The sequence below is a fragment of the Sphingopyxis indica genome (genome assembly GCF_032879645.1).
Taxonomy (GTDB): Bacteria; Pseudomonadota; Alphaproteobacteria; order Sphingomonadales; family Sphingomonadaceae; genus Sphingopyxis; species Sphingopyxis indica.
The window spans coordinates 2,268,178-2,290,357 of the sequence record NZ_CP076394.1 but is presented as its reverse complement, the minus strand read 5'-3'; the positions used below and the strand labels follow the sequence as shown (position 1 = coordinate 2,290,357).

Below are 22,180 nucleotides of genomic sequence, written 5' to 3'. Positions count from 1 at the left end.
GATGACCCGCGGTTTTCTTTCCCTGTTCGTCGCCGGCGCCGCGATCGCCCTGCCCGCACAGGCAATGGCGGCCGAAGAGCGCGCATTCGACGTCCCTTCGGGCAGCCTTGCGGCGGCGCTTCCCGTGCTCAGTCGCCAGGCAGGAGTCAGCGTCAGCGTCGCCGACGCCGATCTGTGGAAAAGCCGTGTTCGCTCGGTGCGCGGACGGATGCCAGTCGGCGAGGCGATGGCGCGGATGCTCGCGGGGACTGCGGCGCGCGCCGTGCGGGTCAGCGGGACAAGCTGGCGCATAGAACGGCGGCCGGCGCAAAGGGTCGCGCAACGCTCGACCTCGCCGCCGCCTGCAACGGCTCCGACGCCGCCACCGGCGATGGTGGCCAGGCCCGAGGACGAGATCGTCGTCACCGCGTCGAAGGCCGACACACCCTATTCGCACTTCGCCGGCGTCGTCACCGCAATGGATGGCGACGATCTGGCATTCGGCGGCGAGCGCGGCACCGAATCGATCCTGTCGCGCATGGCCACCATATCCTCGACCCATTTGGGTGCGGGGCGGAACAAGCTGTTCATCCGCGGCATCGCCGATTCGAGCTTCACCGGCCCGACACAGGCGACGGTGGGACAATATCTCGGCGATATCCGCCTCAGCTACAACGCGCCGGACCCTGACCTCCGCCTCTATGATGTCGACAATGTCGAAGTGCTCGAAGGCCCGCAAGGCACGCTCTACGGCGCGGGCTCGCTCGGCGGGATCATCCGCGTCGTCCCCAACGCACCCGATCCCGATGCGATCGAACTCCAGGCGATCGCGGGCGCATCGGTAACGCAGCATGGCGACCCCGGCGGCGACATCGGCGCGATCGCCAACCTGCCCGTCGGCGACAACGGCCATGCACTGCGCCTCGTTGGCTATATGCTCACCGAGGGTGGCTATATCGACAACCCCCTACGCGGCCAGAATGACGTCAACCGCGTCAATACGCGCGGGGGGCGCGCGACCTTTCGCTTCGATGCCGGCGACGACTGGACGATCGACCTGGGCGGCGTCTATCAACGCATCACGTCCGACGATGCGCAATATGCGGACAAGGACGCCCCGCCGCTCACCCGCTATTCGATGGTCGAGCAGAATGCACGCGCGCGCTACGCGATGGGTACGCTCGTCATCGCGAAGGATTGGGACGGGCTGCACCTGCAGTCGTCGAGCGCCTTCATCGACCACAAGCTGTTCGAGCGCTTCGACGCGGGCAAGGTTGGTGAAACGCCGCGGCTGCTCGATCAATATAATGCGACGCGGATGTTCGTCAGCGAAACGCGGCTGTCGCGCCCCTTTCACGATGGTCTCGGTTGGGTCGTCGGGGCGAGCTTCGTCGACAACAGGACGCGCCAGCGGCGCGAATATGGCGAGGCGATGTTCCAGGCGCCGCTCACCGGGGTCGCCAACACGGTCACCGAATTCACCGGCTATGGCGAAGCGACGGTGGAAATCGCCCGCGACCTCGTCGCGACGGGCGGGGTGCGCGTCTCACACGCGCGGCTCGGCGGCAGCGGCGAGGACGTGCCTTTCGCGCTCGCCGACGCCAACCGCGCCATCGCCGCGCATCGCACCGAAACCGATCTTCTCCCCTCCTTCTCGCTCCTCGCGACGCCGCTCGAAAATCTGACGTTATATGCGCGTTACCAGGAAGGATTCCGCCCGGGCGGGCTCGCGATCGACGGCAATTTCGTGCGCCGATTCAGCAACGATCAGGTGCGCACCTGGGAGGGCGGCGTACGGGTCGGCGAGCGCGGCGAGACGCCATTCGATGCCTATGTTTCGCTATCCTACAGCCGCTGGCGCGACATCCAGGCCGATTTCATCGACGCGAGCGGCTTTCCGAGCACCGCCAACATCGGCGACGGTCGGATCACCAGCATCTCGGGTGCGCTGGCGGTGCGCCCGACCCGGCAGCTGTCGTTCGAACTCGGCGCGGTCTATAACGAGAGCAAGGTCGACGATCTGGCGCCGCAGATCGCGCTGATCGCGATGGCGGCGCCCGCACGCCTTGGCCGCATTCCCAATGTCGCGAGCCACGCGGTTCGCGGAGCCTTCAATTACTGGACGATCGTCGGCGACGGCGAGGAGTTTCGCGTCAACGGCTGGGCCAAATATATCGGCCCGTCGCGTCTCGGGATCGGCCCCGTGCTCGGCGAGGGCCAGGGCGACTATGTCGATACCGGCCTTGCAATGCGCGTCGGCAACGCGCGTCGCGGGCTGACGCTGACGCTTACCAATCTGCTCGACGAACGCGGCAACCGCTTCGCGCTGGGCACGCCTTTCGTCGAAGGCAGCGACGGTTATCTGACGCCGCTACGCCCGCGCACGCTGCGCGTCGCCATCGACGTCGCTTATTAGGGTCACGCGGGCTTCCAGCTCTTGCGCTCTTCGGCCTGCTTGAGCACCTCGAAGGCGGCCTGCCCGGCGGCGAAGCGTTTTGCAGCATCGGCGTCGCCCGGCTTGACGTCGGGATGACATTCCTTGGCCAGGCCGCGCCACGCTTTCTTTGCGGCTTCGAAATCGCTGTCGGGGTCGAGCCCCAGCACCTCAAGCGCGCGCATTTCGTCCGCGCTGCGGCTGCCGTCGCCCTCGCCGCCCCAGCCATAATGCTGGGCGCGGGCATAGCTGCGCGCGCCGCGTGCTTCGCTCGCCGCGCGCTCGGCGGCCTCCTCGGCGCTCAGCCCGGCGAAATAGTCCCAGCCGCGATTATATTCGGCGGCGTGGCTTTCGCAGAAATACCAGCGATCGGGGCTGTTCGGCGACTTGGGCGCCGGGCAATTGCCGGGCTGGGTGCAGCCGTGGCGGTCGCAAATGCGGACCTGCTGCGCCTCGCGCGACGCTCCATAGGCGCGCCAGCGGGGAAAACCCCAATCGTCGGATCTCTTGGCGCGGCTCATCCCGCCCATGTAACAACTGGCTCGCCGCATTGCTAGCCGAAGGGCCGCAAAATAGGGGATAGGCTAGTCTTTCACCTTGTAGCCAAACGCCTCTGATGCGAGTTCGACGAGCGCGGGGTCGCGATCGGGCGGCGTCATCGGCACCGCGGCCTCCAGCGCTTCGGCAACATGGGTCAGCGCGGCAATCCGCGCCGCCTTCTTGTTGTTGCCGTCGATCACCTTCCACGGCGCCCAACGCGTGTCGGTGAGCCGGAACATCTCGTGCATCGCGTCGAGATAATCCGCCCGCCGCGCACGGTTGCGATAATCCTCGATGCCCGTCTTCCAGCGCTTCCACGGATCGTTCAGCCGGTCGGCGAGGCGCTTGTCCTGTTCGGCCTGCGTTACATGGATGAAGAGTTTGACGAGGTTGGTGCGGCTGCCGGTGAGTTGCGCCTCGAACTCGTTGATCTCGTCATAACCCTTGCGCCATTCGGCTTCGGTCGCAAAGCCCTCGACGCGCTCGACGAGGACGCGGCCGTACCAACTGCGATCGAAGATCGAGATTTCGCGATTGCCGGGCAGGCGCGTCCAGAAACGCCACAGAAAATGCCGCGCCTTTTCCTCCTCGGTCGGCGCGCCGATCGGCCAGACTTCGAAATAGCGCGGGTCGAGCCGCGCGGTCATCCGCTGGATGATGCCGCCCTTCCCCGCCGCATCCCAGCCTTCGATCATGATGACGCTACGTTGACGATGCGTGATATGTGCGGCCTGCACGCGCTCGAGCCGTTCCTGCAGCGCGAGCAGGTCGTCTCCATATTTGCCCTCATGTTTCGCGCCGGCCTCATAGTCGGCGAGGTCGATGGTCATCGCGTGCCTCTTTGATCTCGCCGGGCTGCTATCACGGCCGTGCAAGAGTGGCGACGCGGTTAACCCTGTTGAGGCCCGAAAGCGTCCAGTTTTGATACAGAAGTGGCCAGTAGCGCGGCGACCCGGGCTGGATCTTCCATCGGGATAAAATGGCTGTTTTCCGCCCATAACTCGTCGCGTCGCGCGCCGAGATACGTGCCGAGCTCCGGCCAGGTCGGGCTTCGCGAAAAGTCGAGATCGCCGCCGCGTTCTCCCGCTGGCGCGCGGACCAGCGTGACCGGTGCAACCAGCTCTTTGAGCCAGCGGTGGGGATTGGTCCGCAGCGCATTCTGGTACATCGACGCTTCGAGTGCGGGCGGACAGGCGAGTTCGAACCCTTCGCCCGAGGCCGAGGGAAGCAGGCCATAGGTGCAATAGTCAGCGAGCACCTGCGGCTGCCAACGGCTGTAGGGCAAGCGATCCGCGAAGCGCGCGCGCATCGCCTCCGCGCCCTCCCAGCGGTTGCGCCGCCGTGCGACCGGGTGCAGCGCCGGGTCGGGCACCGCCCCCTCGCCCGCGCCTTCATAGAGCGCCGGCGCCATGATCACCGGATCGACGAGCACGAGATGGCCGAACGCCGGGGACCGCTCGGCCGCCAGCCGCGTGAGAACATAGCCGCCCATGCTGTGCCCGCATCCGACCAGCGGCGTGCCCGCAAAGAGGTCGACCAGCGGCAGCAGCACCTCTGCATTGGTGGCCCAGTCGGACAGCGATGCCGGTTTGAAGCTGCGTCCGTGCCCGCGGTGATCGGGGGCAATGACATGTGTACCGGACGGCAACGCCGCGACGACCTGATCCCACAGCCGCGCATGAAAGCCGGTCGCGTGGAGCAGCAGCAATGAAGGTGCTGCGCCGCGCCTCCCCCATTCGAACCAGCAGATGTCGCCCTCAGGCGTTTCGAGCCGGTGTTCGCGCATGGGAGGCATTGCTATTTGCCCGCCGCGATGCAGGGAATGCCATAGGCGCCGATCATCGCATCGTCGGTGATGACGGTGGCCGACAGCGCCAGCGCCTGCGCGACCACCATCCGGTCGAACGGGTCGCGATGGATCAGCGGCAATTGCTCGAGCAAGGTAAGATGTGCGAGTTCGACGGGAAGAACCGGGATGGCGCAGTCGGCAAGATGGGCAGCGATCAGCGATGCCGTCGCGTCGATCTTTCCCGTCCGGTTTTTGATCGCGATTTCCCACAGCGAGGCGATGCTCGCATAAAGCTCGTCGTCGCCGCGCTGGAAACGCCCGCGCGCCTCCGGCCCGAGACGCGGATTATCGCCGAGCCACCACAGCAGGACATGCGTGTCGAGCAGCAGCCTCATTCGGGCCAGGGCAGGTCCGAATCCTTGCCTTCAAAAGCGTCGATCAGCCAGTCCGGCGTAACATCGAAATCGTCGGCGACCCAGATCTTGCCTTTCAGCGCGCCCGGCTGCCGCGGCTTGCGGGGTTTGGGCGGAGCGCCCGAAGCGACGGGCGGCATCGCCGTAAAGCTCGTCGGCATCTCGCGCACTCCCGTTGCCGGGGCGGTCTCACCGCTCCCGAGCTGTTCCAGATAGGCCTTCACCAGCGCCGACAACGACGTGCCCAACTCGGCGGCGCGGATGCGCGCGCGGCGATGGGTTTCCTCGTCGAGCGCGATAGTGACATTCTTCATGTGAAACAGTGTAGCACAGTTTCACATGAACTGCAAAGATCAGCCCTTGGGGCCGTCCACCAGCCGGATATGCAATTCCTTGAGCTGCTTGTCGGTGACGGGTGCGGGGGCGCCCATCATCAGATCCTCGGCCTTCTGGTTCATCGGGAAGACGACGACCTCGCGAATGTTGGGCTCGTCAGCGAGCAGCATCACGATCCGATCGACGCCCGGTGCGGACCCGCCGTGCGGCGGTGCGCCATATTTGAAGGCGTTGATCATGCCGGAGAAATTGGCATCGACCTCGGCCTGGCTATAGCCCGCAATTTCAAAGGCCTTGTACATGATGTCGGGGCGATGGTTGCGGATCGCGCCCGACGACAGTTCGACGCCGTTGCAGACGATGTCATATTGCCATGCGAGAATGTCGAGCGGGTCCTTCGTCTCCAGCGCTTCGAGCTCGCCCTGCGGCATCGAGAAGGGGTTGTGGCTGAAGTCGATCTTGCCCGTCTCCTCGTCGGCCTCGAACATCGGGAAGTCGACGATCCAGCACAGCTCGAACCTGTTCGCGTCGATGAGGTCCAGCTGTTCGGCGACGCGCGTGCGCGCCAATCCCGCGAGTTTCGCCGCGACCGCCTCCTTGCCCGCGGCGAAGAACAGCCCGTCGTCGGGGCCGAGGCCGAGTTCGGCGGCGAGCGCGTCCATCTTGTCGGCCCCGTGGTTCTTGGCGATCGGCCCGCCCCACTCGCCACCCTTGCGCGTCGCGTAGCCAAGGCCGGCAAAACCCTCGCCCTGCGCCCAGCTGTTCATGTCGTCGAAGAATTTGCGGCTCTTCTCGGCGGTTCCGGGCGCAGGAATCGCGCGCACCACGTCGCCCGCGGCGACGATGTCGGCGAAGCGGCCGAAGCCCGAACCGGCGAAGTGCGCCGACACGTCGCTGATGATGAGCGGATTGCGGAGGTCGGGCTTGTCGTTGCCATATTTCAGCATCGACTCGCGATACGGAATGCGCGGGAACTGCCCCGCCGGCGTCACCGATTTGCCATTCGCAAATTCCTCGAACACCCCTGCGAGCACGGGCTCGATCGCATTGAACACATCGTCCTGCGTGACGAAGCTCATCTCGAAATCGAGCTGGTAGAATTCGCCGGGCGAGCGGTCGGCGCGCGCATCCTCGTCGCGGAAACAGGGCGCGATCTGGAAATAGCGGTCGAAGCCCGCGACCATCAGCAGCTGCTTGAACATCTGCGGCGCCTGCGGCAGCGCATAGAATTTGCCGGGATGGACGCGGCTCGGCACCAGATAGTCGCGTGCGCCCTCGGGCGACGAGGCGGTCAGAATCGGTGTCTGATATTCGGTGAAGCCTTGATCGACCATGCGGCGGCGCAGGCTCGCGATCACGTTCGAGCGGAGCAGGATATTGGCGTGCAGCCGTTCACGGCGCAGGTCGAGGAAGCGGTATTTAAGGCGAATGTCCTCGGGATAGTCCTGCTCGCCCGCGACCGGCAGCGGCAGTTCGGCTGCCGACGACTGCACCGCGACTTCGCGCGCGCGAACCTCGATCTCACCGGTCGGCAGGCTCGCATTGACCGTCTCGGCCGAGCGCGCGACGACGTCGCCGGTAATGGTCACGACGCTTTCGGAGCGCAGCGCATCGAGCGTCGCAAAGGCGGGATCGCTGCTGTCGGCGACGATCTGGGTCACCCCGTAGTGATCGCGCAGGTCGACGAAGAGCAGCCCGCCATGGTCGCGCTTGCGATGCACCCAGCCCGACAGGCGGACCGTCTGGCCGACATCCTGGCTGCGAAGCTGGCCGCAATTATGGGTGCGATAGGCGTGCATCATTCGGTCTTTCATGTGTTGGAGACGCGCGGAAAATCAGCGCGCAGACATGGCGCGCCTAAGGCAGGGCAAAGCGGCTTTTGTCAAGGGGCGCCAAGGGATTTTCGCCCGCCGCGGTTGACAGCGCACGGCGGAACCGTTTCGATGCGCGCGCCGAAATCGAAAGGGGTGGCGATGGCAAAACCAGTCAAGGCAGCGGGCAAGGCGGTTCGCGCAAAGCCCAAATCGACGCCGCCGAAGCCGGGCAAACCGGAGGCAGTGACAGCCGCCGAAGCCTCCCCCTCGGCCGAGCCCGCGCATCCCGGTCGCAAGCTTGCCGGCGTGGTGGTGGGCATCGTTGCGCAGCGGCTGCTCATTGCCGGCGTCAAGCGTCTGGTCCGCCGCTTGCGCTGACCGCCGCGTCAGCAGGTCAGGCCCAGCCCGTCGAGCACTTCGCTGCGGAACAGGGCGCGATCCGCCGGATCGGGGATCAGCCGGTTGCGCGCCGCCAGCCAGCGTTGCAGATCCTCGCCATAATCGGCGGCGACGCGCGCCGCGTCGAGCCGGCAGCTTTTGGCCCAATGGCGCGTGAAGGCGACGCCTTCGGCATCGAGCAGGTCGACGACCGCCTGATAGGCCTTGGCCGTGCGCTCGCTGCGCGGTCCGTCGAAATCGATCACCGCATTGTGCGGGAAGCGCGCGGGCGCGAGCAGACCTTGCGCGCGCTCCATGAAGCGCACCGTCATCACCGTCGATCCGCCGTGCCGCGCATAGGCGTGGCAGACGAGTTCGAAGACATGCGGCAGGTCGGCGCGGTCGATCGTCACCGAGGCGTTGAACAGGTCGGCGAGCGGGCGGTGCGTGTCGAGCCCCTCCCCCCAGCTGCCATAGACCGGCGGATCGTCGACATCGGGTCCGCTCGCATAGCCGCGCTTCATCGCAAATTGCAGCAGCGCGCCACGCGCGAACGGATAATCGTCGAGGAAACGGCCGAGCAGGCTCAACGCATCATAGCCGACGCCCAGCTCGCCCGGCGTCGCGCGCGGATAGTCGGGGCGCCAGTCCTCGCGATAGAGAAAGCGCAGCATCGCGGGCCGCCTGAAAGGCTTATAGGGATTGACGATCATCTGGACGAACGCCGGGTCGCGATCGAGCGCATAGGCCACCGAAAAGCGGCGAAAGTCGCCCGCGGCGAGCCAGTCGAGCGCATCGCGGTCGATGATCCGCAAATTCTGGATCGGCCGAACGAGGAATTTGGGCACGCTGTCGACCACCATCGCGGTGACGATGCCCAGCGATCCGACCGGAAGCTGCGCCGCGGCGAAAATATCGTCGTTTCGCAGCGGCACCGCGCCCGCGGCGGCGATGAAATCGTCGGTCATCACGCCTGCTTCGGGTTCCACCCAATAGGCCGCGCGCGGCGTGACGATCTGGACCGCCCGGACATGATCCTGAATGCCGCCGCGCGCGACCATCGAACCGTGGGTTCCGGTGGCGCAGGCGCCGGCAAAGGTCTGGCCGTTGCCCGCCCCGCTCGTCCACAATGAGCGCCCCTGCTCCTCGAGCTTGTCCGAAACCTCGTCGACCAGCGCGCCGGCTTCGACGAGCATCAGCCTCGCGGCGTCGATGCCGGGTCGCACGTCGTCCTGCGCGATCCGGAAACAGCGGTTGAAGCGGCGCGTGTGGAGCAGCCAGCCGTCGGCGCATATGTTGATGTTAGAGGGCGACCAGCCCGCGCCGAGCGGACGCACGCGCTTGCCTTCGGCCCTGGCGCGTCCGAGCCAGTCCTGCACCGCCGCCGCCGCGATCGCGAGTTCGTCGCGCCCGCGCTGCGCATCGCCGCTGCGCAGGTCGAAGCGCGCCGCGTCGCGGCAAAAGCCGGTGCCGTGATAATTGGTCCATCGCCCCGGATCGCCCAGCTGCACGATCGGCATCAGGCGTCCCCGAGCGGCTGGATGCCGGCATGGGCGCGCCACGCGACGGTCACTGGCCGCACAAAGCCGAAGCTGGCGATCGACTTCAGCATCTGGCGCCGCGTGGCATAGACGCGCACATCGGACAGTCCGAAGTCGGAAGCGCCGGCAAGGAAGGGCTGCGCGGCCTTGCTCGCGAATCCCCATCCTTTCAGCGTCACCACCATATGATCTTCGTCGAGCGGTCGCGGATTGGCGATCGAGACGAACATATCCGCCTGTCCGGCGGCATATTGCCCCGCGAGCAGCGCGAGCGCGAGGAGGGCGACCCCCCAACCGACCCACAACATGACAAACCCCTTCTGTTTACCCCATGCCGGTATTCCGGCTGCGCGACCCGAAGAGATTTGGACAATTTTTCCTGCCCGTCCGCATCAACTAGCTGTATAGGCGCGACATGCAAGTCCATCCGTTAATCGAGTCCAGCGAAGCGCTCATCGAATTTTGCGATCTGATCCGGGACAGCGATTTCATCGCGGTCGATACCGAGTTCATGCGGGAGAATACTTTCTGGCCCGAACTCTGTCTGATCCAGGTCGCCGACAACGCGCACGCCGCCGCGATCGACCCGATGGCGCCGGGCATCGACCTTGCCCCGCTGCTCGACCTGCTCGTCGACAACGAAGAGATATTGAAGGTCTTCCACGCCGGCGGGCAGGATGTCGAAATCATCTTCAATATGACCGGCAAGACGCCGCACCCGATCTTCGACACGCAGATCGGCCAGATGGCGCTCGGCCAGGCCGAACAGGTCGGCTATTCGAACCTTGTCGAAGCATGGCTCGGCGTGCATCTCGACAAGGGCGCTCGCTTCACCGACTGGAGCCGGCGGCCGCTCGACAAGCGGCAGATCGACTATGCGATCGGCGACGTCACCCATCTCGCGAAGATTTTCCCGATGATGCTCAAGAAGCTGGTGAAAACCGGCCGCGGGCATTGGCTCGACGAAGAAATGGAAAAACTCGCGGACCCGGCGAACTATGCGGTCGATCCGGAGCGGGCGTGGCAGCGGATCAAGATGCCGTCGCGCAAGCCCGATGTGCTCGGGCGGTTGAAGGCGCTCGCCGCATGGCGCGAGCGCGAGGCGCGGAACAAGAATCTGCCGCGCGGGCGCATCGTCAAGGACGAGACGCTCGCCGACCTCGCCGCGCATCCGCCGAAGGATCAGGACGGGCTCGGCCGCGTGCGCGGGCTGTCCGCGACGTGGAAATCGAACGATATCGGCGGCCGCCTGATGCAGGCGCTCGATTCCGCCGCCCCGCTGTCGAAGGACGATATGCCCGACCGCGTGCCGCGCGGGCCGGGGCTGGGCAAGGAAGGTGCGCTCGTCGCCGACCTGCTCAAGCTCTTGCTCAAAATCCGCGCGCGCGAACTCAATGTTGCGGCGCGGCTGATCGCGCGCAGCGACGACCTCGAAGCGCTTGCCGCCGGGCGACGCGACGATATTCCGATGATGCAGGGCTGGCGGTATGAGGTTTTCGGTCATGCCGCGCTCGACCTTGTCGAGGGGCGGATGGGCTTCGCGGTCAAGGACGGCAAGCTGTTGATGAGCCGGATCGAACCCGTTCCCGCTACCGCCGACTGACCCTCAAAGGAGCCGGATCTCGGGCTTGGTGTCGAGCGCCTGCGCCAGCGAGCGCAGCCGCCGTTCGACCGATTCGCCGACAAGATGATGCCAGCCCGGATCGAGGCTGAGCGTCAGCTTGCCGTCGGTTTCGGCGATCGCGCTCGCCTTCAGCGGCGCCTCGACGCCGCCGGTCAAGCGCTGGGCGAGGCGGATCGCGATGCCCCATTGCCGGGCGCGCGCCAGCCGTTCCTCGCGAACCAGCGTCCCCATTGGCGGAAAATCGGCATCGGCGCCGCCGAAACCTGCGTGGAGTGCGCGTGCGAGCAGGATGCGCCCCTCGATATCGATTCCGCGCCAATTGCCGTGCAGACCGATCTCGGTGCCGCGCTCGGCGCGGAAATCGGGGTTCGCCGACCATGCGACATCGCTGAGCAGGCTCGCCGCAAGCCGGATGCGGGCGTCGGCGGGTGATTCGCTGGCGAAGAGCGGCGCGATCCAGTGGGCGATCGCGCGGCCGTGCGGGGTAAAACGCGCGAGGCGGCGGCCTTCGAATTCGGCGGCGACGATCAGCGGGTCCTGCGCGCGCACCTTTCTGTCGAGCGCCTGATAGAGCAAGCCTTCGCGCAGGCCCGACGATGACACGGTCATCTCGGGCACGTCGATGATATTGACGAGCGCTGCGAGCAGCGCCGCGGCGTCGGGCAGCGTCGCGGCGCGGTTCGATGCCATCCCGGGGATCGCCTTGAGCTCGTCAAAGCTCAGTCGCTTGGTCGCGCGGAGCAGACGGCGCAACGCGCTGCGCGGCAGGCGATGCTGGTCGAGCACCGCGAGCGGATCCTTGGTAAGGTCGAGGTCGAGGCGCGCGAGCGCGCGCCACGAGCCGCCAACGAGATAGAGCGGCGAACCGGTCAGGTTCCCCGGCCAGCCCGCCGCCCTCAACATCTTGCGGACCGCGCGCTCGAACGCCTGTTGCCCGTCCCTGCGCAGCGCCGGCAGGCGCAGCACGCCGAGCGGAAAGGATGCACAGCGGCCGATCTCGCCACCCGCAACCTCAGCCAGTTCGAGGCTGCCGCCGCCGAGATCGACGGCAATGCCACGCGCCTCGGGGATCGCCGACAGGACGCCGCAACCGGCGGCTTCGGCTTCCTCCTCGCCCGACAACAGGCGGATTTTGAGGCCCGCTTCAGCGGCGCCGGCGATGAAATCGGCGCCGTTGGTCGCGTCGCGCACCGCGGCGGTGGCGACGCATTGCAGATCCTTCACCTCCATGTGCCGCGCAAGCAGCGCGTAGCGGCGCAGCGCCACCAGACCGCGCATTGCATCCTCGTCGGCGATACGGCCGTCGATCGAGAGGCCGCGGCCGAGGCCGGCGGCGACTTTTTCGTTGAAGATGACCGCGGGCGCGCGCGCCGGACCTTCATAGACGACGAGACGGACGGAGTTGGAGCCGATGTCGATGACGGCGGAGCGGTGGGCGCGGATTTTATCCATCTTCGCGCATATCGAAGGCGAGGGTCGGGACGTCGTGGCGTTTGTGGAGCGCGGTGCCGCGGCCCGAGAGCGAGGGGTTGTTCATAAAATAATGGTGTAGATTAAATGGCTTGTCGCCCGGAGTTAAGCGCAGATAGGTGCCGTCGGGCTGAAGTTCCCAGCTTTGTTCATTGTCGATGAAGTTCGCGACGAGCACCTGGTCCAATATCTGGTCGTGGACGGTCGGATTTTCGATCGGGATCATATATTCGACGCGCCGGTCGAAGTTGCGCGGCATCCAGTCGGCGCTCGAGATATAGAGTTTCGCGCGCTGGTGCGGCAGCGCCGCGCCGCCCGCGAAGGCCCAGATGCGGCTATGCTCGAGGAAGCGGCCGACGACCGACTTGACGCGGATCGTCTCCGACAGGCCCGGCACGCCGGGACGCAGGCAGCAGATGCCGCGCACGCTGAGCTCGATCGGCACCCCCGCCATGCTCGCTTCGTAGAGCTTGTCGATGATGTCGGGATCGACGATGCTGTTCATCTTCGCCCACACCCCCGACGGCCGCCCGGCGCGCGCCGCCCGAATCTCGTCATCGACCAGCTTGCACAGGCTTTTCCGCATATTGAGCGGCGACATGATGACCATTTCGAGGTGATCGGGCTCGACATAGCCGGTGATATAGTTGAAGAGCTGCGCCGCATCGCGCCCCGCGCGCGGATCGGCGGTGAAGAAGCTCAAATCGGTGTAGATGCGTGCGGTGATCGGGTGATAATTGCCGGTCCCGAAATGGCAGTAGGTGCGATAGCCCTGCCCTTCGCGGCGCACGACCATCGAAATCTTGGCGTGGGTCTTCCACTCGATGAAGCCATAGACGACCTGCACGCCCGCGCGCTCAAGCTGGTTCGCCCAGAGGAGATTCTGCTCTTCGTCGAAGCGCGCCTTGAGTTCGACCACCGCGGTCACCGACTTGCCCGCCTCGGCCGCCTCGATCAGCGCGCGGATCACCGGCGACTGGTTGCCGGCGCGATAGAGCGTCTGCTTGATCGCGATGACGTCGGGGTCGGCCGCGGCCTGGCGCAGAAAGGAGAGCACGACGTCGAAGCTCTCATAGGGGTGGTGAACGACGATGTCCTTCGACCGGATCGCAGCGAAACAATCGCCGCCATGTTCGCGGATTCGTTCGGGAAAACGCGGCGAATAGGCCGGGAATTTGAGGTCGGGGCGATCGACGTCGACGATCGCCGAAAGCGCCGCGAGCCCGACGAAACCGGCGATCTTGGCGACGATCGCCTCGTGCCCCTGAATGTCGGCGTGCAGCACCTCGGCAAGCTCGCCCGGCATGTCGGCGGCGAGTTCGAGCAGGATGACGCGGCCGCGGCGGCGGCGGCGGATCGCGGTGCGGAACAGGCGCACCAGATCCTCGGCCTCTTCCTCGATTTCGATGTCGCTGTCGCGAATGACGCGGAACACGCCGCGCGAGCGGATGGCATAGCCCGGAAAGAGCAGGTCGCCGAAGATTTCGATGAGATATTCGACCGGGACGAAGCCTGTTTCTTCGCCCGGCACCGGCACGAAGCGCGGCAGCGACGCCGGGATCATCACCAGCTCGCGCACCGTGTCGCCCGTCGCCTTGCGCTCCAGGTCGAAGATGATGCCGAGCCCGCGGTTGGGCACGAAGGGAAAGGGATGCGCGGGGTCGAGGACCTGCGGGGTCAGGATCGGAAAAATCTGGTCGACGAAATATTGGCGCAGCGAGGCGCGGAGCGCTGCCGCGTCGGACCCGTCGCCGTGGACGATCACCCCCTGTTCGGCGAGTTGGCCGTGGAGATATTGCCATTCGCTCTGCTGCTGGTCGACGAGGCGGTTCACCTCGGCCTCGATTTCGGCGAGCTGCTGGCCCGGCGTGCGGCCGTCGGCCGAGCGGTCGTCGATCCCCTGAAGCTGCTGTCCCTTGAGCCCCGCGACGCGAACCATGAAGAATTCGTCGAGATTGCTGCCCGAGATCGACAGGAAGCGCAGGCGTTCGAGCAGCGGGTGCGCGGGATTGCGCGCTTCCTCCATCACCCGCCGGTTGAAGGCGAGCCACGAAAGTTCGCGGTTGAAGAAGCGGTCGGGCCCGAAGGCCGGCGGGGCGGTGTCGGGTTCGAAGTCGGCGTGCAGCGGCGTTTCGGTCTGCGACATGGGGGTCATCCTGCCGGTGAAGAGCGCGAATCCCGCTCCAGCAAATCGGGGTCGATCAGCCCCTGTGACAGCAATGTTTCACGCGCGAGACGAACCCCGATCCGCCGCCCCTGCGCGAGCGAGGCCGAATCGAGGGCATCGACGACGCGGTGAATCATCGCATAGCTGCGCTCCATCCGCGGCACGACATAGGACGGAATTTCGGGTGAGATCGTCATGCCGCGCTGCGCGAACAGCGCCTCTATGAGATCGCGGGCGAGGCAGTCGTCGGGCTCGCCGATGGTGAGCACGGGCACCGCGCGCAGCCGCGAGGCGAGGTCGGGAAGCCCGATATTCCACGCGGATGGCGGGGTATCGGCGATCACGAGCAGCGGCGTGCCGCTCGCCTGCGCCGCGTTCCACGCATGGAACATCTCCTCCTCCGACACGCTTTTCGCGCCGTCGATCACGCGGCCGCCGGTTTCGCGGGCGAAGATGCGCCCGATCAGGCTGCGTCCCGATCGCGGCGGGCCGACGAGGATCGCGGTGCGGACCGGCCAGGTCGCGACATGCTGAAGATAGCGCACGGCATCGGCGTTGCTCGCCCCGACGATCAGCGGACCGTCGTTGGCGCCGCCCGCGCTCCAGTCGAGCGGCAGCGCAAATTGGCCCGATGCGCGCGCCATCAGCGGTTGATCCGAAGCGTGTTGCCGCCTTGCTGGACCTCGTAGCCGCGCGCTTCGAGCGCCGCCTTGAGCGCGGCGATGTCGCCGCGGAAGGACACGCGCATCACCGACGTGCCGCCGAGCGCGAGGCTGGTGGTCGAGGCCGACTGCACGCCGGGAACCGCGCCCACCGCGCGCTCGGTCGCCGACACCGATTCGACGTCGGGCGAGGCATATTGGACGGTGAAGCTCGCGACGCCGGGCTGCGGCGTCGCCGGCGGCAGGACGCTGACGTCGATCTCGCCGGCGAGGGCGTCGTCCCCGATCGTTTCTTCGGGCAGATCCTCGACCTCGACCGGCTTTTCGAGGACGAGATAGCGGTCGGTCCTGAGCGTGCCCGCCGCGAGCGCGTCGGTGTAGATGCGGTCCATCCGCGCCACCGCCTTTTCCATCATGTCGGGAAGCGCGCGGGTGCTGGGGCCCGTCATGGTGAAGGTGCCGAGCAATTCGTCGTCGGGGCCGAAACGCGCGGCGAAATGGCCGGTGATCGGACCGCCCGGATAGCTGTATTCGATGCGCGCGGTCGGTATCAGCACGTCAGCGGCGCCATATTGATCGAGAATGACGCGCCACCACACACGGCCCCGGCGGCCCACCTGCCCCGCGTTGATGAGCAGGGTATCGGCGCCCGTTCCCGCGGTGCGGACATAGTCGATCGCGCTTTGCCCCGTATTATATTCGGCCCACGCGCGCTGCCATTCGCTGCGCCGTTCGAAGACCTGCGGAATGCCCGCGATCGAATAGACCGGAATGACGAGCAGCGGCGGCGAGCGCAGTGTGCGGCCGCTGACCCCCAGAATCTGCCCCGCGCGCACGCGGTCGAACTGGACGCCGAGGGTCGCGACATAGCGGCGCGGGCCGAATTCTTCCTTTTCGACGACGATCGCGGTGACGATGCCGTCGAGCACCGAATCGCCGAGCGCCGGGCCGTCGCTGCCGTTCGTCTTGCGATAGAGCTGCGCCCAGCCCTTGCGCTGCGCCTCGCGCCAGCCGAGTTCGCGCGCTTCCTCCGCATTTTTCGCGGTCACGTCGATCTTGATGCCGCTCGTCAGAAAGTCGCCGCTGCTGTTGATCGGCGTGATGCCGCGGTCACCGCGCGCGATCTGCCCCTGAACGATCCCCGTAACGAGCAGCGCGATCAGCAGGCCGGCGAGCGCAAACAGGCGCCAGTCGCGGCGGAGAGCCGATCGTGGAAAACCGGAGCGAAAGCGAGGAAGTGCGGCCGAAATCATGATGTCCTAATGCCTTATCCCGACCAAATAGCTGACGACGCCGGATTCACGTCCTTCGTCATTGCGAGCGGAGCGAAGCAATCCAGGGCGGCTTGCGCAAGCTCTGGATTGCCGCGTCGCTTCGCTCCTCGCAATGACGATTCCTGTCAATGTCCTCAGTGCCAAGCTGCGATAACCACCTTTTGCCATTTTGCGTGAAGCATATGACGGGAACGACGATTCAGGCTGCTCTAGGCCAAAGCGGCGAACGCCGACAAGGAAATCATGGCATTTGTCGGCTGAACTCGTTAGTCGCGCCTTCTATGGAATCCAAGCACAACGAGCCCGTCCCCTATACATATGCCGGGGCTGGCGTGTCGATCGACGCCGGCAATGCGCTGGTCCGTGCCATCGCCCCGCTGGCCCGCGCGACGCGGCGCCCCGGCGCCGACGCCGACCTTGGCGGTTTCGGCGGTTTTTTCGACTTGAAGGCGGCGGGATTCACCGATCCTTTGCTCGTCGCCGCCAACGACGGAGTCGGCACCAAGCTGAAGCTCGCGATCGAATCGGGGCGCCACGACGGGGTCGGCATCGACCTGGTCGCGATGTGCGTCAACGACCTGATCGTGCAGGGCGCCGAGCCGCTCTTCTTCCTCGATTATTATGCGACCGGAAGGCTCGACAACAATGTCGCGACTGCGGTGGTCGCCAGCATTGCCGAAGGGTGCAAGCAGGCGGGATGCGCGCTGATCGGCGGCGAGACCGCCGAAATGCCGGGGATGTATTCGGACGGTGACTATGACCTCGCCGGTTTCTGCGTCGGCGCGGTCGAGCGCGGCGACGTGCTGACCGCCGACAAGGTGGCAGCGGGCGACGCTATCCTGGGCCTCGCCTCGTCGGGGGTGCATTCGAACGGCTTTTCGCTCGTGCGCCGGCTCGCCGCCGACAAGGGCTGGAAGCTCGACCGCCCTGCCCTGTTCGACCAGACCGTCCTGCTGATCGACGCGCTGATGGCGCCGACGCGCATCTATGTGAAAAGCCTGCTGCCGCTGGTGAAGAGCGGCAAGGTCCATGCGCTCGCGCATATCACCGGCGGCGGCCTGCTCGAAAATATCCCGCGCATCCTGCCGAAAACGCTGCACGCGCATGTCGATGCCGATGCGTGGGAGCAGCCGCGGCTGATGGCGTTTCTGCAGGCGCAGGGGACTATCGAGCCCGAGGAGATGGCGCGCACCTTCAACTGCGGGATCGGCATGGCGGTGGTCGTCGCCGAGGGCGATGTGGCGGACGTGACCGCGGCGCTCGAAGCCGCGGGTGAGACGGTGTTCCGGATCGGGCATATCGCCGAGGGTGCGAAGGGCTGCACGGTGAGCGGCGGCGCCGGGACGTGGAGCGCGATGGCGGCGTGGTCGGCGACGCATGATGCGTAAGATCCTCCCCGAAACGGGGAGGGGGACCATCCGCAGGATGGTGGAGGGGCACGTGCGGTTCTGCGTGACCTTTCGACGTCAGCCGGCCCAGCCTGTGCCCCTCCACCAGCTTCGCTGGTCCCCCTCCCCGTTCCGGGGAGGATCGCTGTGAAAGCCCGCGTCGCCGTCCTGATCTCGGGCACCGGCACGAATATGGCCGCCTTGCTCTACGCCGCAAAGGCGGAAAGCTGCCCCTATGAGGTCGTGCTCGTCGCGAGCAACAATCCCGATGCGCCGGGGCTTGCACTCGCGGCGGCCGAGGGGGTCGCGACGTGGAGCCTGTCGCACAAGGGCATGAGCCGCGCGGTCTTCGACGTGCTGGTCGATGAGCAATTGCTCGAAGCCGGCGCCGAGTTCGTCGCGCTTGCGGGCTATATGCGGATATTGAGCGACGATTTCGTCGCGCGCTGGGCGGGGCGGATGCTCAACATCCATCCGAGCCTGCTGCCGAAATATAAGGGGCTCGACACCCATGCGCAGGCGATCGCGAACGGCGACCGCCACGGCGGGTGCAGCGTCCATGTCGTGACGCCGGCGCTCGACGACGGGCCGGTGCTCGCGCAGACGCCGGTGGCAATTCTGCCCGACGACACCGCCGAGACGCTGAGTGCGCGGGTGCGGATCGCCGAGCATCAGCTTTATCCGCCGACGCTCGCCGCTTTTGTGATGCGCGAGCGGACCCCCGATTACTGGCTGGGCCGCGTGCGCGAGGCGGCGATGGCGATGCCCGAGGCCGAGGAGACGCTGTCGCACGGCATGCCCTGCTTCGGCATCGTCAAGGGCAAGAAATTCGCGTGGTTTTCGGCCGACCATCATGGCGACGGGCGCACCGCGCTGCTCGTCAAGATCAGCGGCGCCGAAGAACAGGCGATGCTGATCGAGCAGGACGAAGCGCGCTATTTCCGCCCCGCCTATTTCGGCGACGGGTGGATCGCGATCCGTCTCGACCTTGGCGACAATGACTGGGAGCATCTCGCGGGCTGGATCGCGAAAAGCTGGCGCGCGGTGGCGCCGAAGAAGCTCGCGGGATTGATGGCGGCCGCCGACGACTTCTGACGCGCGCTTGGCTTTTGCCGTGAAGATGGGTGAAAAGGCGGCGTGAACACGGACGTCGCCCTCGCCCTGTCGATCCTTTCCTTCGCGATCTATGCCGTCGTGATCGGGCGGATATTGCTGCGGCCGCAGCGCGAGCCGGCGTCGCGCATCGCCTGGCTGATCGCGACGATCGCGGTGCCGGTGCTCGGCGTCGTCGCCTATCTGCTGCTCGGCGAGGCGCGGATCAGCGCGAAGCGGCGCGCGCGCTATCGCACGATCGAAGAGCATCTGCCGCATCCGGGCGAGAATGAACCGGTGCGCGCGGGGCTGCGCGCGACGCCCTATGCGGCGCCCTTTGCGCTCGCCGAGACGGTGAACCGCCTGCCCCCGACCGCGGGAAATCGCGCGCTGCTGGCGCCCGACAGCAATGCCGCGATCCGCATGATGGTCGAGGATATCGACGCGGCGCGGGAGAGCGTCCATCTGTGCTTCTATATCTGGCTCGCCGACAACAATGGGTTCCGGATCAAGGATGCACTGGTTCGCGCGGCGAAGCGCGGGGTGGCGGTGCGGGTGCTCGCCGATGCGCTGGGGTCGCGCGGCTTCATCCGCTCGGCACACTGGATCGAAATGCGTAATGCCGGAATCGACGCGCGCATCGCGCTGCCGATCGGCGGGCTCGTCTGGACGCTGATTCGCGGGCGCTTCGACCTGAGGAATCACCGCAAGCAGCTGATCGTCGACAATCGCATCGCCTGGTGCGGCAGCCAGAATCTCGCCGATCCCGAATTTCGCATCAAGTCGCGCTATGCGCCGTGGATCGACATCATGATGCGCTGGGAGGGGCCGGTGGTGCAGGCGTGCCAGTTCGTCTTTGCCGCCGACTGGGAAAGCGAGCGCGGCGACGATGTGGGCGCGCTGCTACAGCCCGAGGCGGCGCCGCCGCCCGCCGCCGCGCCGGGAATCGCGGCGCAAGTGATCGCGACGGGGCCGAACCTGCCCTACCCCGCGATGCCCGCCTGCTTCAGCGCGCTGATCCATGCGGCGCGGCGCGAGCTGATCGTCACGACGCCCTATTTCGTGCCCGACGAGCAATTGCTCTTTGCTCTGCTCGACGCCGCGCGGCGCGGGGTCGCGACGACGATGATCGTGCCGCGGCGCAACGACAGCCGCATCGTCGCGGCGGCGAGCCGCAGCTATTACGACGACCTGATCGCGGCGGGGGTGCGGCTCTATGAATATCGTCCCGGGCTGCTTCATGCGAAGACGATCACCGTCGATGGCGAGGTCGCGCTCGTCGGGTCGGCGAACCTCGACCGGCGGAGCTTCGAGCTGAATTTCGAGAATAATATCCTCTTCGCCGACCCCGCCTTCACCGCGGAGGTGCGCGCGCGGCAGGAGGCGTATCGCGCCGATGCCGATGCGGTGACCGCCGAGGCGCTGGCGCGGGTCGGGACGGGCCGGCGGATCTGGCGCAACCTGCTCGCGACGCTGAGCCCGCTGCTTTGAGCAGCAAAAAGGCCGCCGGATCGCTCCGGCGGCCTTCTTTCGGTTTTTTTGTTCAGCCGACGATTTCTTCGGGCTTGAAGAAATAGGCGATTTCGATCGCCGCATTTTCGTCCGAGTCCGAGCCGTGGACGGTGTTCGCTTCGATGCTTTCGGCAAAGGTCTTGCGAATCGTGCCTTCGGCGGCGTCGGCGGGGTTGGTCGCGCCCATGACGTCGCGGTTGCGCTGCATCGCATTCTCGCCCTCGAGAACCTGGACGACCACGGGCCCCGAGGTCATGAATTCAACGAGCTCGCCGAAGAAGGGGCGCTCCTTGTGGACCGCGTAAAAGCCTTCGGCCTGCTCGCGGGTCATGTGGATGCGCTTCGACGCGACGACGCGCAGGCCGGCGTCTTCGAGCATCTTGGTAACGGCGCCGGTCAGGTTGCGACGCGTCGCGTCGGGCTTGATGATCGAGAAGGTGCGGGTGACCGCCATGGGGAAGCTCCTGTATGTGCTTGGATTGGGTTGCGCGCGCCTCTAGCCGCGCTTTTGCCGCACCGCAAGAACAGAAGGCGCGAGGGTCGGCGCCCGCCCCGCTGCGACTAGCGGCCCTTCGACAAGCTCAGGACTCGCAAGTCTCGCTGCCCCTCCCCTGAAGGGGAGGGGTGATGTGAGGCGTCAGCCGCCCATGCCGTAGGTGACGCTGCCCTTCACCATATTGCCTTGCTGCGTCGCGGTGACCTGCACGCCCGATTTGCTGTCGTCGGGCCTTTCGGCGCCGAGCAGCAGCGTGTTGCCCGAACTGACTTCGGCATTCACCTTCAGGCCCGCGGCCTCGGCCTGGCGGCGGAAATGCGCGATGACATCCTCGGCCTTGCCCGGCGCTTCGAAGCTCGCCATGCCGCCCTGCCCGTCCTTGCCGGTCGCGGTGAAACCGCCGGTCATCTTTGAGCCCGGATAGGGGGCGAAGCCGTCGGGGAGCTTCGCGTTGGCGGCGCCGCTGCCGAACTGCATCTCGCCATCCTCGGTCTTGATGCTGAGATTGCCTTCGTCGCCGCCGGTCGTGACGCTATAGTCGGTTTTCTCGCCCGTATCGGGATCGGTAATCGTCCCGCTCGCCAATTCGGTATCCGATTTCGACCCGCACCCGGCGAGAACCAGACTCGCCGCCATCACCGCCATCGCAATCCGCATCATCGCTTCTCCTCAAGGGCCTTCCGACCAGCGACCACGGTCGTCCTGCTGCCAAAAATGCCGTTCGACGCCCTCGGCCGCGCCGAGCGTTCTCCATGTCGCGCGGGCGTCGTCGATGCGGCTGTTATCGAAGAAGAGGAACGTGCGGTCAAATGCCAGCGCCTCCTCGCGCCATTCGCCGTCGGCGATCGCGAGCATCGCCGCGCCGTTGGCGGCGGGCGTGTCGAGCGTTCCCGCGATCAGGATCGGTTCGTCGGCGGCGTCGGGGGTGCCGGCCATGCCGTGCGGCAGGAAGCTCGCGGGCTGATGCGCCCAGAGCGCGGCGTCTATCGCCTGCCGCTGCATCGCGGGCGCCGCGACGACGAGGAGCCGGTCACCGGCGTCGAGGATGCGCGTCGCGATCGCGGGGAGCACGCGCTCGACGGGATCGCGGGTCAGGCGGTAGAAATCGACGCGGATCATGCGTTCTCCTCATCCGTTCGCCCTGAGGAGCCATTGAGCTTGTCGAAATGGCGTCTCGAAGGGCATTGCCGCCACGCAGACGTCCTTCAAGACGGGTCTTCGACTTCGCTCAGCCCCTCCTCAGGACAAACGGGGTTTGGATCGAAGCCAAT

The 22,180-nt window shown here is 66.4% G+C and carries 21 protein-coding genes; 6 read left to right on the top strand and 15 right to left on the bottom strand.

What is annotated here, in order from left to right:
* The first annotated feature begins 1 nt into the window (after position 1).
* Positions 2 to 2,395 carry a TonB-dependent receptor gene (locus KNJ79_RS10895; RefSeq protein ID WP_317151080.1) on the top strand — a complete coding sequence of 798 codons (2,394 nt, stop codon included), beginning with the start codon at positions 2 to 4 and terminating at the stop codon, positions 2,393 to 2,395.
* Between the two features lie 2 nt (positions 2,396 to 2,397).
* On the opposite strand, the gene KNJ79_RS10890 is transcribed toward KNJ79_RS10895, so the two are convergent.
* The 6 genes from KNJ79_RS10890 to aspS all read right to left on the bottom strand — a co-directional run bounded on the left by KNJ79_RS10890 (position 2,398) and on the right by aspS (position 7,290).
* Positions 2,398 to 2,934, bottom strand: coding sequence for a J domain-containing protein (locus KNJ79_RS10890; RefSeq protein ID WP_089214583.1), 537 nt, complete (start codon positions 2,932 to 2,934; stop codon positions 2,398 to 2,400).
* 63 nt (positions 2,935 to 2,997) lie between these two features.
* A complete protein-coding gene (locus tag KNJ79_RS10885; protein ID WP_317151079.1) occupies positions 2,998 to 3,783 on the bottom strand; it encodes a polyphosphate kinase 2 family protein in 786 nt (261 codons plus the stop codon).
* Positions 3,784 to 3,842: 59 nt separating this feature from the next.
* Positions 3,843 to 4,739: an alpha/beta fold hydrolase gene (locus tag KNJ79_RS10880; RefSeq protein ID WP_317151078.1), complete on the bottom strand. Its 897-nt coding sequence runs from the start codon at positions 4,737 to 4,739 to the stop codon at positions 3,843 to 3,845.
* Positions 4,740 to 4,750: 11 nt separating this feature from the next.
* The gene (locus KNJ79_RS10875; RefSeq protein ID WP_089214580.1) at positions 4,751 to 5,137 is read right to left on the bottom strand and encodes a type II toxin-antitoxin system VapC family toxin; all 387 of its coding nucleotides are present in this window, start codon (positions 5,135 to 5,137) and stop codon (positions 4,751 to 4,753) included.
* Positions 5,134 to 5,469 carry a hypothetical protein gene (locus KNJ79_RS10870; RefSeq protein WP_317151077.1) on the bottom strand — a complete coding sequence of 112 codons (336 nt, stop codon included), beginning with the start codon at positions 5,467 to 5,469 and terminating at the stop codon, positions 5,134 to 5,136. Before KNJ79_RS10870 ends, KNJ79_RS10875 begins: the two co-directional genes overlap by 4 nt.
* A 39-nt stretch (positions 5,470 to 5,508) precedes the next feature.
* On the bottom strand, positions 5,509 to 7,290 hold the full coding sequence (aspS, locus tag KNJ79_RS10865) for an aspartate--tRNA ligase (RefSeq protein WP_317153910.1): 1,782 nt from the start codon (positions 7,288 to 7,290) through the stop codon (positions 5,509 to 5,511).
* A 144-nt stretch (positions 7,291 to 7,434) separates the two neighbouring features.
* Here aspS and KNJ79_RS10860 point away from each other — a divergent pair, with 144 nt between their 5' ends.
* The gene (locus KNJ79_RS10860; RefSeq protein ID WP_317151076.1) at positions 7,435 to 7,683 is read left to right on the top strand and encodes a hypothetical protein; all 249 of its coding nucleotides are present in this window, start codon (positions 7,435 to 7,437) and stop codon (positions 7,681 to 7,683) included.
* A gap of 8 nt (positions 7,684 to 7,691) precedes the next feature.
* Here the strand turns inward: KNJ79_RS10860 and KNJ79_RS10855 are convergent, their stop codons facing one another.
* Both KNJ79_RS10855 and KNJ79_RS10850 read right to left on the bottom strand, forming a co-directional pair.
* Complete coding sequence (locus KNJ79_RS10855; RefSeq protein ID WP_317151075.1) at positions 7,692 to 9,203, bottom strand: FAD-binding protein; 1,512 nt, start codon at positions 9,201 to 9,203, stop codon at positions 7,692 to 7,694.
* A complete protein-coding gene (locus KNJ79_RS10850) occupies positions 9,203 to 9,532 on the bottom strand; it encodes a hypothetical protein (RefSeq protein ID WP_170935421.1) in 330 nt (109 codons plus the stop codon). The genes KNJ79_RS10855 and KNJ79_RS10850 overlap by 1 nt, the downstream gene beginning before the upstream one ends.
* Before the next feature lie 107 nt (positions 9,533 to 9,639).
* Here KNJ79_RS10850 and rnd point away from each other — a divergent pair, with 107 nt between their 5' ends.
* Positions 9,640 to 10,827: a ribonuclease D gene (gene rnd, locus KNJ79_RS10845; protein ID WP_317151074.1), complete on the top strand. Its 1,188-nt coding sequence runs from the start codon at positions 9,640 to 9,642 to the stop codon at positions 10,825 to 10,827.
* A 3-nt stretch (positions 10,828 to 10,830) separates the two neighbouring features.
* Here the strand turns inward: rnd and KNJ79_RS10840 are convergent, their stop codons facing one another.
* From KNJ79_RS10840 to KNJ79_RS10825, 4 genes are read right to left on the bottom strand one after another with little or no spacing between them, the layout of a single operon-like run.
* Entirely contained in the window at positions 10,831 to 12,300 is a 1,470-nt protein-coding gene (locus KNJ79_RS10840) for a Ppx/GppA family phosphatase (RefSeq protein ID WP_317151073.1), read from the bottom strand.
* Positions 12,293 to 14,464 carry an RNA degradosome polyphosphate kinase gene (locus tag KNJ79_RS10835; RefSeq protein WP_317153909.1) on the bottom strand — a complete coding sequence of 724 codons (2,172 nt, stop codon included), beginning with the start codon at positions 14,462 to 14,464 and terminating at the stop codon, positions 12,293 to 12,295. The genes KNJ79_RS10840 and KNJ79_RS10835 overlap by 8 nt, the downstream gene beginning before the upstream one ends.
* A 5-nt stretch (positions 14,465 to 14,469) precedes the next feature.
* The gene (locus tag KNJ79_RS10830; protein ID WP_089214574.1) at positions 14,470 to 15,129 is read right to left on the bottom strand and encodes an HdaA/DnaA family protein; all 660 of its coding nucleotides are present in this window, start codon (positions 15,127 to 15,129) and stop codon (positions 14,470 to 14,472) included.
* A complete protein-coding gene (locus tag KNJ79_RS10825; protein ID WP_317151072.1) occupies positions 15,129 to 16,400 on the bottom strand; it encodes a heavy-metal-associated domain-containing protein in 1,272 nt (423 codons plus the stop codon). The genes KNJ79_RS10830 and KNJ79_RS10825 overlap by 1 nt, the downstream gene beginning before the upstream one ends.
* Before the next feature lie 302 nt (positions 16,401 to 16,702).
* Between KNJ79_RS10825 and purM the strand changes: the two genes are divergently transcribed.
* The 3 genes from purM (at position 16,703) to cls (ending at position 20,392) form a co-directional block, all read left to right on the top strand.
* The gene (purM, locus tag KNJ79_RS10820; RefSeq protein ID WP_317151071.1) at positions 16,703 to 17,809 is read left to right on the top strand and encodes a phosphoribosylformylglycinamidine cyclo-ligase; all 1,107 of its coding nucleotides are present in this window, start codon (positions 16,703 to 16,705) and stop codon (positions 17,807 to 17,809) included.
* 192 nt (positions 17,810 to 18,001) lie between these two features.
* Positions 18,002 to 18,904 carry a phosphoribosylglycinamide formyltransferase gene (gene purN / locus KNJ79_RS10815; RefSeq protein WP_317153908.1) on the top strand — a complete coding sequence of 301 codons (903 nt, stop codon included), beginning with the start codon at positions 18,002 to 18,004 and terminating at the stop codon, positions 18,902 to 18,904.
* A gap of 42 nt (positions 18,905 to 18,946) precedes the next feature.
* On the top strand, positions 18,947 to 20,392 hold the full coding sequence (gene cls / locus KNJ79_RS10810) for a cardiolipin synthase (protein ID WP_317151070.1): 1,446 nt from the start codon (positions 18,947 to 18,949) through the stop codon (positions 20,390 to 20,392).
* 52 nt (positions 20,393 to 20,444) lie between these two features.
* Here cls and ndk read toward each other — a convergent pair whose 3' ends face one another.
* The 3 genes from ndk to KNJ79_RS10795 form a co-directional block, all read right to left on the bottom strand.
* A complete protein-coding gene (gene ndk, locus KNJ79_RS10805) occupies positions 20,445 to 20,867 on the bottom strand; it encodes a nucleoside-diphosphate kinase (RefSeq protein WP_089214569.1) in 423 nt (140 codons plus the stop codon).
* Between the two features lie 183 nt (positions 20,868 to 21,050).
* The gene (locus tag KNJ79_RS10800) at positions 21,051 to 21,569 is read right to left on the bottom strand and encodes a hypothetical protein (protein ID WP_317151069.1); all 519 of its coding nucleotides are present in this window, start codon (positions 21,567 to 21,569) and stop codon (positions 21,051 to 21,053) included.
* Positions 21,570 to 21,578: 9 nt separating this feature from the next.
* Positions 21,579 to 22,028 carry a DNA polymerase III subunit chi gene (locus KNJ79_RS10795; protein ID WP_317151068.1) on the bottom strand — a complete coding sequence of 150 codons (450 nt, stop codon included), beginning with the start codon at positions 22,026 to 22,028 and terminating at the stop codon, positions 21,579 to 21,581.
* Between the last annotated feature and the right edge of the window lie 152 nt (positions 22,029 to 22,180).

Excerpts from the sequence above, each read along its gene's own strand:
- ndk (WP_089214569.1), bottom strand. The coding sequence starts at position 20,867 with ATGGCGGTCACCCGCACCTTCTCGATCATCAAGCCCGACGCGACGCGT.
- KNJ79_RS10855 (WP_317151075.1), bottom strand. The coding sequence starts at position 9,203 with ATGCCGATCGTGCAGCTGGGCGATCCGGGGCGATGGACCAATTATCAC.
- KNJ79_RS10880 (WP_317151078.1), bottom strand. The coding sequence starts at position 4,739 with ATGCGCGAACACCGGCTCGAAACGCCTGAGGGCGACATCTGCTGGTTC.
- KNJ79_RS10800 (WP_317151069.1), bottom strand. The coding sequence starts at position 21,569 with ATGATGCGGATTGCGATGGCGGTGATGGCGGCGAGTCTGGTTCTCGCC.
- KNJ79_RS10840 (WP_317151073.1), bottom strand. The coding sequence starts at position 12,300 with ATGGATAAAATCCGCGCCCACCGCTCCGCCGTCATCGACATCGGCTCC.
- KNJ79_RS10885 (WP_317151079.1), bottom strand. The coding sequence starts at position 3,783 with ATGACCATCGACCTCGCCGACTATGAGGCCGGCGCGAAACATGAGGGC.
- purN (WP_317153908.1), top strand. The coding sequence starts at position 18,002 with ATGGCCGCCTTGCTCTACGCCGCAAAGGCGGAAAGCTGCCCCTATGAG.
- KNJ79_RS10850 (WP_170935421.1), bottom strand. The coding sequence starts at position 9,532 with ATGTTGTGGGTCGGTTGGGGGGTCGCCCTCCTCGCGCTCGCGCTGCTC.
- purM (WP_317151071.1), top strand. The coding sequence starts at position 16,703 with ATGGAATCCAAGCACAACGAGCCCGTCCCCTATACATATGCCGGGGCT.
- aspS (WP_317153910.1), bottom strand. The coding sequence starts at position 7,290 with ATGCACGCCTATCGCACCCATAATTGCGGCCAGCTTCGCAGCCAGGAT.
- KNJ79_RS10830 (WP_089214574.1), bottom strand. The coding sequence starts at position 15,129 with ATGGCGCGCGCATCGGGCCAATTTGCGCTGCCGCTCGACTGGAGCGCG.
- KNJ79_RS10835 (WP_317153909.1), bottom strand. The coding sequence starts at position 14,464 with ATGTCGCAGACCGAAACGCCGCTGCACGCCGACTTCGAACCCGACACC.
- KNJ79_RS10890 (WP_089214583.1), bottom strand. The coding sequence starts at position 2,934 with ATGAGCCGCGCCAAGAGATCCGACGATTGGGGTTTTCCCCGCTGGCGC.
- KNJ79_RS10870 (WP_317151077.1), bottom strand. The coding sequence starts at position 5,469 with ATGAAGAATGTCACTATCGCGCTCGACGAGGAAACCCATCGCCGCGCG.
- rnd (WP_317151074.1), top strand. The coding sequence starts at position 9,640 with ATGCAAGTCCATCCGTTAATCGAGTCCAGCGAAGCGCTCATCGAATTT.
- KNJ79_RS10895 (WP_317151080.1), top strand. The coding sequence starts at position 2 with ATGACCCGCGGTTTTCTTTCCCTGTTCGTCGCCGGCGCCGCGATCGCC.
- KNJ79_RS10860 (WP_317151076.1), top strand. The coding sequence starts at position 7,435 with ATGCGCGCGCCGAAATCGAAAGGGGTGGCGATGGCAAAACCAGTCAAG.
- KNJ79_RS10825 (WP_317151072.1), bottom strand. The coding sequence starts at position 16,400 with ATGATTTCGGCCGCACTTCCTCGCTTTCGCTCCGGTTTTCCACGATCG.
- KNJ79_RS10795 (WP_317151068.1), bottom strand. The coding sequence starts at position 22,028 with ATGATCCGCGTCGATTTCTACCGCCTGACCCGCGATCCCGTCGAGCGC.
- KNJ79_RS10875 (WP_089214580.1), bottom strand. The coding sequence starts at position 5,137 with ATGAGGCTGCTGCTCGACACGCATGTCCTGCTGTGGTGGCTCGGCGAT.